This is a genomic window from Massilia sp. Root351, from assembly GCF_001425045.1.
GTDB lineage: Bacteria > Pseudomonadota > Gammaproteobacteria > Burkholderiales > Burkholderiaceae_D > Rugamonas.
Genome location: NZ_LMDJ01000001.1, coordinates 108,329 through 120,490, shown reverse-complemented (window position 1 = coordinate 120,490; position 12,162 = coordinate 108,329). Strand labels below are relative to the sequence as shown.

Genomic DNA, 12,162 nt, shown 5'->3' with positions numbered 1-12,162 from the left:
TTGCACGGAGACGCAATGAAATTCAAGTTCCTGATCGCCGCACTGATCGCCGCCACCGCCGGTTCGTCCATGGCTGCCGAAACCTTCAACATCGACCCGAACCACACCTTCCCTAGCTTTGAAGCCGACCACATGGGCCTGTCGGTCTGGCGCGGCAAGTTCGGCAAGACCACCGGCACCGTGCAGCTGGACCGCGCCGCCAGGAAGGGCAGCCTGGACATCGTGATCGACGCCAAGACCATCGACTTCGGCCTGGAAGCGATGAACGTCCACGCGCGCAAGGCGGACATGTTCAACGTCGAGAAATTCCCGGAAGTGACCTACAAAAGCACGTCGCTGAAATTCGACGGCGACAAGCTGGTGGCGGTCGAAGGCGACCTGACCCTGCTGGGCGTGACCAAGCCGGTGACGCTGAACGTGAGCAAATTCAAGTGCATCATGCACCCGCGCTACAAGCGTGAAGTGTGCGGCGCCGACGCCACCGGCGAATTCAAGCGCAGCGACTTCGGCATGAACTACGGCCTGCCGAACTTCTCGCCGGAAGTGAAACTGGCGATCCAGGTGGAAGCGATCAAGGCCGACTAAGCCTGCCCGCCTGTGCTCGCAGGCGCCCCCGTCGCCGTGCGCCATGTGCACGGCGGTCTATTTCTGCGCCAGCAGCGCCTTGATGGCCGCTTCGGTCTGGCCATACTGGCCCTCGCCGAAATGGGTGTACACCACCTTGCCGCTGCGGTCGATCAGGTACAGCGCCGGCCAGTACTGGTTGCGGTACGCGCTCCAGGTGGCGTAGCGGTTGTCCTGCGCCACCGGGTAGCGGATGTCGAAGCGCTTGAGAGCGGTCTGCACGTTGCTGGTGCTGCGCTCGAAGGGGAATTCCGGCGTGTGCACGCCGATCACCACCAGCCCCTGGTCCTTGTACTTCTCGTGCCAGGACTTCACGTGCGGCAGCACGTTGATGCAGTTGATGCAGGTGTAGGTCCAGAAGTCCACCAGCACCACCTTGCCGCGCAGTTGCTGCACCGTGAGCGGCTCGCTGTTGAGCCATTTTTCGATGCCGGTGAATTCGGCGGCCGGCGTGGGGTTCTTCAGCGGGCCGGCCACGGCGCCGCCGCTGGCGATGGCGCAGGCGGCGGCAAGCGCCAGGGTGCGTGGGATGTTCATGTCACAGTCCTTTCAGGGTAGGGAAAACGGCAGCCACTTGGGCGTAGATCAGGATGTCGTATTGCAGGTAGATGGCAGCAGCGGTGGCAATCACCAGCACGCCGAACACTTGCTGCAGCCGGGCGGCGTGGCGCGCCACGATGCGCACTTTGGCGGTGGCGTACTGGCCGCCGTAGATGATGCCGAGCATGGGGATGGCGGCGCCGATGGCGTACAGCGTGATCAGCAGCGCGGACCAGGCCAGGTCCTGCGAGCGCACCACCAGCGCCAGGATGGAGGCCAGCACCGGACCGGCGCACGGCGTCCATACCGCGCCCAGCGACATGCCCAGCACGAAACCACCGAAATGGCCGTCGCCCGCGCCGCCCGCCCCCACCGCCGCGCCCATGCCGGGCAGCGCCTGCTGCAGGCGCGCCACCAGCCAGTCATAGGGGCCAGGCCACAGGCGCAGCAGGCCGGAAATGGCCAGCATGGCGATGGCGGCGTTGCGCAGCGCCTCCTGCGCCTGGTGCACCGCCGAGGACACCGCGCCCAGCAGCATGGCGAAGGAGGCGAAGGTGAGAATGAAGCCGGCGACGATGAACAGCGGCCGGGTGTTCCTGCCAGTCTTGCCGGCAACGCCGGCTACCGCCTCCGCGCCGGGGCGCGCCGCCGCGCTGCCCAGCAGGATGGGCATCACCGGCAGCACGCAGGGGGAAGCGATGGTAAACACGCCTGCCAGCAGGGCCAGCGGCGTTTCGAGCAGGTTGTACATGGCGCCGCTCCCTTTCTCGGATTGGTTTGGATAAGCTCCATTGGACCGCCCGCAGGTATCCTGCATGTGTCCGCCGCGCGGCGCCGTTGCAATGTAGTGTGTACCGCGCCGCAGCGGATACAGAGGGATACAAAGACCGAATTGGGCTGGGGTATCATGGCTGCATGGAAAACACCGACCACATCCTCATCGTCGACGACGACCGCGGCATCCGCGAACTGCTGGCTGCCTACCTTGAAAAGAACGGCATGCGCGTGTCGCTGGCCGCCAATGGGCGCCAGATGCGCGCCGTGCTGGAACAGGGCGAACCGGACCTGATCGTGCTGGACCTGATGCTGCCCGGCGAGGACGGCCTGCTGCTGTGCCGCGAACTGCGGGCCGGCAAGCACCGCACCGTGCCGGTGCTGATGCTGACCGCGCTCAGCGAGGAGGCCGACCGCATCGTCGGCCTGGAGATGGGCGCCGACGACTACCTGTCCAAGCCCTTCGCCTCGCGCGAACTGCTGGCGCGCATCCGCGCCGTGCTGCGCCGCGCGCGCATGCTGCCCAAGAACATGCAGGTGACCGAGGCCGCCCATGTGCTCGGCTTCGGCGACTGGAAGCTGGACACGGTGGCGCGCCACCTGCTCGACGCGGACGGCACCATGGTGGCGCTGAGCGGCGCCGAATACCGCCTGCTGCGGGTGTTCCTCGACCATCCGCAGCGGGTGCTGACGCGCGACCAGCTGCTGAACCTGACCCAGGGCCGCCAGGCCGACGCCTTCGACCGCTCCATCGACCTGCTGGTGAGCCGCTTGCGCCAGACCTTGAAGGACGAGCCGCGCGAGCCGCGCTACATCAAGACGCTGCGCAGCGAGGGCTACGTGTTCTCGTCCGCCGTGACCGTGCTGGAGGGGCGCGGATGAAGGCCGGCGCCAGCGCGGGCATGGATGCCGCCGCCGGGGCGGCACGCGGGTCCGACGGCGGCCCCGACGGCAAGCCCGACGGCGGCCCCAATCGCGGGCCCGCGCTGCGCTGGCCGCGCTCCCTGTTCGCCCGGCTGGCGTTGATCCTGTTCGTCGGCCTGGCGGCCGGCAACGCCGCCTCCTTCTGGCTCACCATGACCGAGCGCAACCAGGCCACCATGAACGTCATGGTCGGCTACATCGAGCGCGAGGTGGCCAGCTCGGTCGCCCTGCTGGACCGCCTGCCCGCCGCCGAACGCCCGGCCTGGCTGCCGCGCCTGGCGCGCCGCAGCTACCACTTCATGCTGGAACCGGGCGTGGACGGCGGGGCGCCCGACGCCACCCTGTCGGCCCGCGTAGCCGCCTCGATCGCGGACGGCATCGGCACCACCTACGAGCTGACCGCCAACGCCGTGCCCGGCGACCGCGAGCGCCTGCAGGTGCACCTGCGCCTGAGCGACGGTTCGCCGCTGACCATCGACATCACGCCCATGCCCGGCATCCCGCTATCGCGCTGGCTGCCGCTGGTGATGGTGCTGCAGCTGGCGGTGCTGATCGCCTGCTGCTGGTTCGCCGTGCGCCTGGCCACCCGTCCGCTGCACCAGCTGGCGCAGGCCGCCGACACCCTGGGGCCGGACCTGAAGGCTGAACGCCTGCCGGAAGACGGCCCGTCCGAAGTGGCGCGCGCGGCGCGCGCCTTCAACGCCATGCAGGACCGCATCGCCGGCTACATGACCGAGCGCCTGCAGATCCTGGCCGCCATCTCGCACGATCTGCAAACGCCGATCACGCGCATGCGGCTGCGGGTCGATATGATGGACGACGCGCCCCAGCACGCCAAGCTGCAGCAGGACCTGCAGGAGATGGAAACCCTGGTCAAGGAAGGCGTGGCCTATGCGCGCACCCTGCACGGCACCAGCGAGGAGCCGCGCCGCATCGATCCCGACGCCCTGCTCGACAGCATGCTGGCCGACTACCGCGACGCGGGCCACGACGTCACCCTGCACGGCAAGGCCGGCGGCGCGCTGGTAGCGCGGCCGCAGGCGCTGCGCCGCGTGCTGGGCAACCTGGTGGACAACGCGCTCAAGTTCGGCGGCGCGGCGGAAATCGCGGTGCAGCCGCAAGCGGGCCTGCTGACGATCTCGGTGCTGGATCGTGGCCCCGGCATTCCGGCCGAGTCTCTGGAGGCCGTGTTCGAGCCGTTCGTGCGGCTGGAAACATCGCGCAACCGGGGCACCGGCGGCACCGGCCTCGGCCTGGCGATCGCGCGCCAGCTGGCGCAGGCGATGGACGCTACGCTGAGCCTGCACCAGCGCCCCGGCGGCGGCCTGGAAGCGCGCCTGGCACTGCGCCACGGCTGAGCGACGCAAGCGGCTGGGCGCCGCACGCCCGCCGCGCAGCGTGCCTCGCTTACTTCCCGCTTAAATCCTGATAGGCGGCAGGGACGTTCAAGGCCGGATGGACCCAATCGAACAGCGCGTAACCGGAAAACTCCGGCATGGCGACCTGCTTTACCGTCTCATCCAGGCCCAGCCCTTTGTCCACCGCGGCTTGTACCTGGCTGCGGACGCTATCGAGGTAGTCGATATGCCACTTGATGTCTTCTTTGCCCATCGGCACACCGTGCCCCGGAACGACACGGGCGTCGGCCGGCAGGAAGGCATACACCCGGCGCAGCGTGTCCAGCGTCGCGACCAGGTGGCCATCGAGCAGCCAGGGCAGCGCGGGCTTGTGGGCGATCACCGGGTTGCCCGTCCATAGGACTTTTGCCTGCGGCTCCCATACCCACAAATCGCCGCCGGTCTGTGCAAAGCCGAAGTCGATGATGTCGACTGTTTTGCCGCCCAAGTCCAGCGTCAGTCTGCCGCCCGGCACAACCAGCAGATCAGCCGCGCGCGCCTGGATTTGCTCAATGCCGCGCCCGGTTCCGAAATGCTTGATCATGAACGCCTTGTCGTCGTCCAGGTGCCCGGACAGATAACTGCGCGTCTGCGCATGCTGGATGATGATGGTCTGCGCCGGCAAATACATGTTGCCGTAAGTATGGTCGCCGTGCGAGCTGGTGTTGACGGCGTACAGGATGGGCTTGTGCCCGAGCCGCCGGCTCAAGGCTTGTACCTGGCTGTTCAAGCGCTTGTTCAGCATGGTGTCGACCAGCAGCGCGCCCTTGGCGCCCACCACCAGGCCGCCGCTGGTGGCCGCAGCGCCGCCTTTGGCGTTGAGCTCCTTCGCATTGCTGGCGTAGTAGGCATACACGCCGTCCGCCAGCTTCTCGCTCACCATGTCGACCTGGTTACCGTCCCAGATAGGCTCGGCGCCGCGCGCGTGCGCGGCAAGCAAGGACCCGGCTAGCGCGATAAGGTGAAGAATGTTCATGTCGCTGTCCTCCCAGGCTTCAGGCGATGGAGCGGACCACGCCGCCGTCCGCCTTCAGTGACGTGCCGTTGATCGCGGCCGCCAGGGGACTGCAGACGAACGTGACGACCGCCGCGATTTCGTCCGGGGTGATAAAGCGCTGCAGTATCGATGATGGCCGCACGGTCTGGAAGAATGCTTTCTCGAACGCGTCCCTGCCCTGGCCGCCCTCCCTGGCCATCTGGTCGACAAAGGCGCTCACACCTTCCGAGCTGGTGGGACCGGGCAAGACCGCGTTCACTGTCACGGCGCTGCCTGCGGTCGTTTCCGCCAAGCCGCGCGAGACGGCAAGCTGCGCTGTCTTGCTCATGCCGTAGTGGATCATCTCGGTCGGGATCTGCAGGCCCGATTCGCTGGAAATGAAGACGATGCGGCCCCAGTCCTGCGCCAGCATGGGCGCGAGATAGTGACGGCACAGCCGTATGCCGCTCACCACGTTGACGTCGAAAAAACGATGCCAGTCGGCGTCCGATATGTCACCGAACGGCTTGGCCTCGAAAATGCCCAGGTTATTCACCAGGATATCGACTTGCGGAAAGCGCTCGGTGCATAGCCGGAAACCTTCTTCGCTTGCCAGGTCCGCCGCCAGGCCATGCGCGGCGCCGCTGGCGGCCATCGCCTTGCTGACGCGCTCTTCGGTGCGGCCGTTCACGATCACGTCCGCGCCCTCGCTTGCCAGCCGTGTGGCGATGGCCAGGCCGATCCCGGCGGTGGAGCCGGTGACCAGCGCGGTTTTTCCTGCCAGGTCGAGATTCATGGCTGTCCGCCTTTCATGGAAGGGGCGCCGAGGAATGTGCGGATCACCGCCACGGCCTCGGCCGGTTTCTCTTCCATCAGCCAGTGGCCCGATCCCTGGATGACGGACTCTTGCACATTGGCCGCCACTTCCCGCATGATCTGCGCCTGCATGGCGCCAAAGGACTTTTCCCCGCCCATGGCCAGCACCGGCATGGTCAGCTTGCTCTTGGCAAAGGCCTGGTTGTCCTGGGCGTCCTGGCTGAATGCGGCGAACTGGGCGAAGCCGGCCCGCATGCCGCCCGGACGGGAGTAGGTCTTGGCGAAGAAGTCCTTGGTGGCCGCATTGGGTTGATCCGGGCTGGCGGAAAAGGCGTTCCAGATGCGGTTCAGATAGATCCGTTCGCGGCCCGCCACGAGGCGCTCCGCATCCGGTCCGTTGAAATTGAAATGCCAGACGCCAGGGTGCTGCAGGATCTGGTTCCAGGGGCCGATGCCGGGAATCGGCGCATCCATGACGGCCAGGCGTTCCACCTTGTCGGGATACGTCGCCGTATACGCATAGGCGACCATATTGCCGATATCGTGTGCCACCACCGCTGTCTTGTCATGTCCCAGGGCCTCGACCACAGCGCGGATGTCGCCGGCCTGCGTTTTCTTGTCATAGCCGCCGGCCGGAATCGACGACCGTCCAATGCCGCGCAAATCGGGGACGATCACGGTATGGTCCTTCATCAGGTCGGCCGCCAGCGGGCCCCAGGAATCGCTGTTCTCCGCATAGCCGTGGATGAGCACCACGGCAGGGCCGGACCCGCCCGACCGGACAAAAATCGCCGTGCCGTCGGGCGCCTTGACAGTCCGTGCTTTAAAGCTCGACGGCAGCGAAGGGATCTTCTGCCCGGCCGCCATGGCGGCGTTGAAGAAATACGGACCGCTCAGGGTCAGCATCATGAAAACCGCTGTCACACACCGTTTCATCATCAGCTCCTTTGTTTGCGTAACGTGAAAACCGGAACCGATCATGTCACTGGCGCCTGTTGGCGACTATCCCGTGAAAGGGTTATTTTTCCGCCACCCACATGTCACAAATTCAATGTTAGACTGAAAAAATTCAGTGGACTGCCTCTCAGAAGAAGACGGAAACATGGTGCTAACTTCGCGCTGGGGCGGATGCTGGGTGCTGCTCGGAATGCTGCTGTTGTCCTTGCTGCCCGCCCGCACCGCCCGCGCCCTCGATCCAGACCGCTCAGTCTCGCAATATGCCCATACGACATGGCGCATGGCCGACGGCGAACTGCCTGGCATTCCCCATGCAATCGCGCAGACGACCGACGGCTACCTTTGGGTAGGGACAGGGGGAGGCCTGGTCCGCTTCGACGGCGCGCGCTTTGTGCCCTGGGTGGCGCCGGCAGGAGACGCCCTCTGCGAATGCGCCATCCTGAGTCTGCTGGCGGCACGGGACGGCAGCTTATGGGTCGGCACGCCCCGCTGGCTATACCGCGTCAAGAACGGCAGCGCGAAGAAGTACCCGCTCCGCGCACAGATCAACCAGATCGTCGAAGACCGCGCCGGCAACGTCTGGATCGCCAAGTCCAGGCTGATCGCCCCGGACGACGCGCCGCTCTGCCGCATCACGGAAGCCGCCATCAGCTGCTTCGGCGCCAAAGAAGGTCTCCCATTCAAAACGGACGGCCTGGCAGCGCTCGCCGAGGACGGCTCAGGAGGAATGTGGCTGGGTACGGTTCATGGCGTGTACCACTGGACGCCACAACAGATCACCCCGCATTTGCCGCCGCCCCTCGCCTCCGCGTCGGGCGCGACCGGTGTACTGGCACTGCTGCGCCAGGCCGACGGCAGCGTGCTGGTCGGCGTGGGACAAAGCGGCGAAGGGCTCGGGCTGCAACGATTGCAGGATGGTGCATGGCGCGGCTTCCGGGCCCACGATGCCAACGGGACAGCCTGGGCTGTCAGTGCCCTGCATGCCGACCGCTCAGGCGGCCTCTGGGTGGCGACGGTCCGCGACGGCATCTACCACGTGCAGCGTAACGCGGTGGATCGTTTCAGCCGGCATGATGGACTGGCCAGCGAGTCCCCGGATGCGTTGTTTGAAGACCGCGAAGGGAATATCTGGGTCGCATCATCGCAAGGCATCGACCGCTTCCGCGATTTGCCTATCGTTTCATTGACCGCCCAGCAGGGACTGAGCGGCGACCATGTGGCCAGCGTGGCCGCCACGCGCGACGGTGGGCTCTGGGTCGGCAATGGCAACGCGCTGGATTTCCTGAAGGACGACAAACGCCTCCACTCGCTCACTGGGGACGATCTGCTGGGCAAGCAGATCACGGCGATGTTGATCGACCACCGGGACAGGCTGTGGTATGGCGTCGATGTGAATCTGGTGGTGAGAGAGGAAGGCCGCTCCCGGATGGTGACCAAACCCGACGGCGGCGCGCTCGGCGTCGTCATCGGCATCGTGCAGGACGGAGAGCAGAACATTTGGGCCGTGACGACCGGCAGTCCGCAAACACTCCATAAAATCCGCGGCGCGCAAGTGCTCGAATCCATTCCGGTCCCGAAGTCCGCGACGGGCCGGGCGATCGAGGCCGACGTCCGCGAGGGCGTTTGGATCGGCGGAGCGCGCGGCGACCTGCAGCGCTACACGGGCGGAAAAATGACGGTGGTGGCCAGCGCGGGGGATGGCAATGGTATCGGCGGAATGTGGATGGAGCGCGACGGCTCATTATGGGGGGCAACGTCTCGTGGCATTGCGCGCTGGAAGGACAACGTGCTACGGATCATGGACAGCCGCAACGGACTGCCCTGCAACCGTACCGAATCGTTGATTAAAGACGATGCCGGCACCCTGTGGGTCTACGCAAGCTGCGGGGTGATCGCCATTCCCGCCTCGGAATTGAACACCTGGTGGAGCAGTCCGAATGCCGTGGTGAAGTTCCGGCTTTTCGGCTTGCTGGACGGTTACGTCGCAGGTTCGTCGCCCTTCTCTCCCGAGGTCGCGAAATCGACTGATGGCCGGCTGTGGTTTGCCAATGACAGGACCTTGCAAGTCATCGATCCGCGCCGCTTGCCGGCTAACCGCGTCCCGCCGCCGGTACATATCGAAGCAATCATCGCCGACCGCAAGCGCTACGCGCTCGCGGACGGCCTGCGCTTGCCCGCGCTGACGAAAGACATCCAGATCGACTACGTAGCGCTGAGCTATGCACTGCCCCAGAAGGTCAAATTCCGTTACAAGCTTGACGGGCATGACGCCACCTGGCAGGAACCGGGCAACCGGCGCCAGGCGTTCTACAACGATCTGCGGCCAGGGAGCTACCGCTTCAACGTGATCGCCTGCAACAATGACGGCGTCTGGAACGACACCGGCGCAGCGATTCAGTTCACGGTTACCCCGGCGTATTATCAGACCACGTGGTTCCGCGCCCTGGCCGCTGCCTTGACCGTCATGATCTTCTATCTGGCATACCGTATCAGGGTGCGGCAAATTGCTGCCGCCCTCACCGCGCGGTTTGATGAGCGGACCGCCGAGCGCACCCGGCTTGCGGCAGAGCTGCATGACACCATACTGCAATCGATACAGGCCACCAAGCTGATAGCCGATCACGCGCGCCACGATGCGGAATCCAAAAAACCCGGGGAACTCAACGACGCTATCGTCAGCATCTCCAACTGGCTCGCGAAGGCGACCGTGGAGGCGCGCGCGGCACTGAACGACCTGCGTTCGTCCACGGTGGAAAAGAACGACCTCGCCCAGGCATTCCAGTGCGCCGCCGAATCGCTCGGCGTCCCGGCGTCGATGCGATTTACAGTGTTTGTTGAAGGCAGGGCGCGCGACCTGCATCCCATCGTGCGCGAGGAAGTGTATCGCATCGGGAACGAAGCCATCCTCAATGGCCTCAGGCATTCAGGCGGCGATAAGCTGAACGTCGTGCTGGTTTACGCGCACAGGCTGATCGTGCGCATCACCGACAATGGAACAGGGATCGCACCCGATATCGCCAGGAGCGGCAGGCCCGGGCACTTCGGCTTGCTGGGCATGCAGGAGCGGGCTTGCCGCATCCATGCAAAGTTGACCATAGGGAGCGGGTCGACTGGCGGTACCGTGGTGGAACTGGCCGTTCCAGGAAAGATGGTGTACGCAGAACACCACTACGGCATGCTGAAACGGCTTTCTAAGAAGGTCGCACACTGCTTCCCGCGCAGACAGGCTGCCACTGACGACGCCAAAGGACCGATGTGATGAGCGAACCCGCCAAAATCAGCTTGCTCGTCGTCGATGACCATCCGCTGATGCGCGAAGGCGTGTCGAAGGTGATCAACGATCAGCCCGACATGCATGTCGTGGCGCAAGCGGCCAAAGGCGGCGAAGCGTTGGCACTGTACCGCCAGCACAGGCCGGCCATTACGCTGCTCGATCTGCGTCTGCCCGATATCGGCGGTATCGAAGTCCTGGCGGCAATCCGCGCCGAGGATCCGCAAGCGAACGTCATCATCTTCACCACCGCCGAAGGGGACGTGGACATTCAGCGCTGCCTGCGCGGCGGGGCGCACGGCTATGTCCTTAAAAGTACATTGCCGCACGAGCTGACGGCGATCATCCGCCAGGCCCATCAAGGCAGGCGGTGCATTCCGGCGGACGTGGCAGCGCAGCTTGCCCACTACACCGGCGAGTCCGGCCTGACGGCGCGGGAGATCGAGGTGCTGTGCAAGGTCGCCCGCGGCCACCGCAACAAGGACATCGCCGGTCAGCTGTTCATTTCAGAAGAAACGGTGAAGGCGCATATGAAGCACATCCTGGACAAGCTGGGCGCCAGCGGCCGCTCGGAAGCCGTGGCGATCGCGGTACGGCGCGGCATCATGCAGCTCTGATCATCGAGCTGGCCTTCACCGGATACGCCCCGGCGGCGGCGGAAGCGCGCCTGGCGCTTTGCCAAGGCCGAGGAACCGGCCCTAGGGGCCGGCAAGGTCGCCCGCCGGCCGGAAATGGCTGGGCGGCGCACCCGCCCACGAGACGAAGGCGCGCCTGAAATTGGTCGCGTCGCTATAACCCAGGCGCGCCGCGATTTCATTATTATTCAGGTCGCTGGTTCTTAAATAACTGAGCGCCAGCTGCATGCGGTGGCGCGACAGGATTTCACTATACGTGGTGCCTTCCGCCTCCAGCCGGCGGCGCAAGGTGCGGGCGTTCACCGCCAATTCCTGCGCTATTTCGTCTATGTTGGGAAATACTCCCGAGCAGCCCAGCAATATCATCAGCACGGCGCCCGCCGCAGTGGCGTTGCGCGTCATCTTCTGCAAGGACTGCTCGCACAATTCCAGCATCATCGCGTGCGTGATGGCGTCCGCTTCCGGCCGCTCCTTTATGGTCTGCATTTCGCTGAAAACGATTTCATTTCTTTCCTGCTCAAATAATATCTCGCAGTTGAATATCGCCATATATTCTGCCGCATGCGGCGGCGCGGCGAATCGCAGCCTGATGCTTTTAAATTCAAAGCCGTCGCCATATAAATCCCGCACCATCGATTTAAAACACGACATTTTCAATTCGACGACGAAACGGTATAAGGGATCGGTGGGGGCGCAGGCCAGCTTGGGCTCGATTTGCCAAACGGCCCAGCAATCCTTGCCTGCATAACGCAGGCTCGTCAGCGGGTCGATCAGGCAATCGTATTTCAATATGGCTTGCAGCAGCGCCCTGCGGTTCGGACTGCTCAGCAGGGCAAACCCGAAAATTCCGCAGGCCGAGGCATTGAAGCAAGTGCCCACTTGCAGCGCGGCGTCCGGCGCATAGCGGATGGCGTTGCGGATCACCGCCACCATCTGCAGCACGGAAAAGCGCGTCGCAGCGACACGCATCTCGTCCTCCCCGATGCCGCTGCCGGCCAGCGCCTGCTGCGCAGCCACGCCGCGCGCAGCCAGGTGGTTCAGCAGGAACACCACCAGGTGAGCGGGATAGAAGCGCACGCCGTGGCTGTAGGGCGCGGGCGCGGCGGGGGACGGGCTGGAATCCTGAAGCAATTGACTGACCTTGACTGACTGATTCATCTCTCTTTTAACCTGTCCTGAACTGACCTGAAGAATGTCCGGTATCGACCTATGAACATTTCCCAAAAGGAAGTATATTGGTCATTTTGC

General features: G+C 64.8%; 11 protein-coding genes. 5 read left to right on the top strand and 6 right to left on the bottom strand.

What is annotated here, in order from left to right; genetic code table 11:
- The first annotated feature begins 15 nt into the window (after positions 1–15).
- Complete coding sequence (locus ASD15_RS00550; protein ID WP_057152732.1) at positions 16–585, top strand: YceI family protein; 570 nt, start codon at positions 16–18, stop codon at positions 583–585.
- Positions 586–642: 57 nt separating this feature from the next.
- On the opposite strand, the gene ASD15_RS00545 is transcribed toward ASD15_RS00550, so the two are convergent.
- Positions 643–1,161: a thioredoxin family protein gene (locus ASD15_RS00545; RefSeq protein ID WP_057152731.1), complete on the bottom strand. Its 519-nt coding sequence runs from the start codon at positions 1,159–1,161 to the stop codon at positions 643–645.
- Position 1,162: 1 nt separating this feature from the next.
- The gene (locus tag ASD15_RS00540) at positions 1,163–1,915 is read right to left on the bottom strand and encodes a cytochrome c biogenesis CcdA family protein (protein ID WP_057152730.1); all 753 of its coding nucleotides are present in this window, start codon (positions 1,913–1,915) and stop codon (positions 1,163–1,165) included.
- A gap of 164 nt (positions 1,916–2,079) precedes the next feature.
- Between ASD15_RS00540 and ASD15_RS00535 the strand changes: the two genes are divergently transcribed.
- Both ASD15_RS00535 and ASD15_RS00530 read left to right on the top strand, forming a co-directional pair.
- Positions 2,080–2,820: a response regulator gene (locus tag ASD15_RS00535; protein WP_057152729.1), complete on the top strand. Its 741-nt coding sequence runs from the start codon at positions 2,080–2,082 to the stop codon at positions 2,818–2,820.
- Positions 2,817–4,220 (top strand): ATP-binding protein, encoded by a 1,404-nt coding sequence (locus ASD15_RS00530; protein WP_229418004.1) that lies wholly within the window; start codon positions 2,817–2,819, stop codon positions 4,218–4,220. Before ASD15_RS00535 ends, ASD15_RS00530 begins: the two co-directional genes overlap by 4 nt.
- A gap of 49 nt (positions 4,221–4,269) precedes the next feature.
- Here the strand turns inward: ASD15_RS00530 and ASD15_RS00525 are convergent, their stop codons facing one another.
- From ASD15_RS00525 to ASD15_RS00515, 3 genes are read right to left on the bottom strand one after another with little or no spacing between them, the layout of a single operon-like run.
- Positions 4,270–5,235: an MBL fold metallo-hydrolase gene (locus ASD15_RS00525; protein WP_057152728.1), complete on the bottom strand. Its 966-nt coding sequence runs from the start codon at positions 5,233–5,235 to the stop codon at positions 4,270–4,272.
- 19 nt (positions 5,236–5,254) lie between these two features.
- Positions 5,255–6,031, bottom strand: a complete 777-nt coding sequence (locus ASD15_RS00520) for an SDR family NAD(P)-dependent oxidoreductase (protein WP_057152727.1) — start codon at positions 6,029–6,031, stop codon at positions 5,255–5,257.
- Positions 6,028–6,987 (bottom strand): alpha/beta fold hydrolase, encoded by a 960-nt coding sequence (locus ASD15_RS00515; protein ID WP_157200808.1) that lies wholly within the window; start codon positions 6,985–6,987, stop codon positions 6,028–6,030. Before ASD15_RS00515 ends, ASD15_RS00520 begins: the two co-directional genes overlap by 4 nt.
- Before the next feature lie 211 nt (positions 6,988–7,198).
- Between ASD15_RS00515 and ASD15_RS00510 the strand changes: the two genes are divergently transcribed.
- Both ASD15_RS00510 and ASD15_RS00505 read left to right on the top strand, forming a co-directional pair.
- Positions 7,199–10,267: a triple tyrosine motif-containing protein gene (locus tag ASD15_RS00510; RefSeq protein WP_162249870.1), complete on the top strand. Its 3,069-nt coding sequence runs from the start codon at positions 7,199–7,201 to the stop codon at positions 10,265–10,267.
- The gene (locus ASD15_RS00505) at positions 10,267–10,896 is read left to right on the top strand and encodes a response regulator transcription factor (RefSeq protein ID WP_057152724.1); all 630 of its coding nucleotides are present in this window, start codon (positions 10,267–10,269) and stop codon (positions 10,894–10,896) included. The genes ASD15_RS00510 and ASD15_RS00505 overlap by 1 nt, the downstream gene beginning before the upstream one ends.
- A gap of 81 nt (positions 10,897–10,977) precedes the next feature.
- Here the strand turns inward: ASD15_RS00505 and ASD15_RS00500 are convergent, their stop codons facing one another.
- Positions 10,978–12,138 (bottom strand): AraC family transcriptional regulator, encoded by a 1,161-nt coding sequence (locus tag ASD15_RS00500; RefSeq protein ID WP_229418002.1) that lies wholly within the window; start codon positions 12,136–12,138, stop codon positions 10,978–10,980.
- Positions 12,139–12,162 lie beyond the last annotated feature (24 nt).

Bases quoted from the DNA above. Each gene is read 5' to 3' on its own strand.
- ASD15_RS00550 (WP_057152732.1), top strand. From the start codon at position 16: ATGAAATTCAAGTTCCTGATCGCCGCACTGATCGCCGCCACCGCCGGT.
- ASD15_RS00540 (WP_057152730.1), bottom strand. From the start codon at position 1,915: ATGTACAACCTGCTCGAAACGCCGCTGGCCCTGCTGGCAGGCGTGTTT.
- ASD15_RS00520 (WP_057152727.1), bottom strand. From the start codon at position 6,031: ATGAATCTCGACCTGGCAGGAAAAACCGCGCTGGTCACCGGCTCCACC.
- ASD15_RS00525 (WP_057152728.1), bottom strand. From the start codon at position 5,235: ATGAACATTCTTCACCTTATCGCGCTAGCCGGGTCCTTGCTTGCCGCG.
- ASD15_RS00505 (WP_057152724.1), top strand. From the start codon at position 10,267: ATGAGCGAACCCGCCAAAATCAGCTTGCTCGTCGTCGATGACCATCCG.
- ASD15_RS00535 (WP_057152729.1), top strand. From the start codon at position 2,080: ATGGAAAACACCGACCACATCCTCATCGTCGACGACGACCGCGGCATC.
- ASD15_RS00545 (WP_057152731.1), bottom strand. From the start codon at position 1,161: ATGAACATCCCACGCACCCTGGCGCTTGCCGCCGCCTGCGCCATCGCC.
- ASD15_RS00530 (WP_229418004.1), top strand. From the start codon at position 2,817: ATGAAGGCCGGCGCCAGCGCGGGCATGGATGCCGCCGCCGGGGCGGCA.
- ASD15_RS00510 (WP_162249870.1), top strand. From the start codon at position 7,199: ATGCTGCTGTTGTCCTTGCTGCCCGCCCGCACCGCCCGCGCCCTCGAT.
- ASD15_RS00515 (WP_157200808.1), bottom strand. From the start codon at position 6,987: ATGAAACGGTGTGTGACAGCGGTTTTCATGATGCTGACCCTGAGCGGT.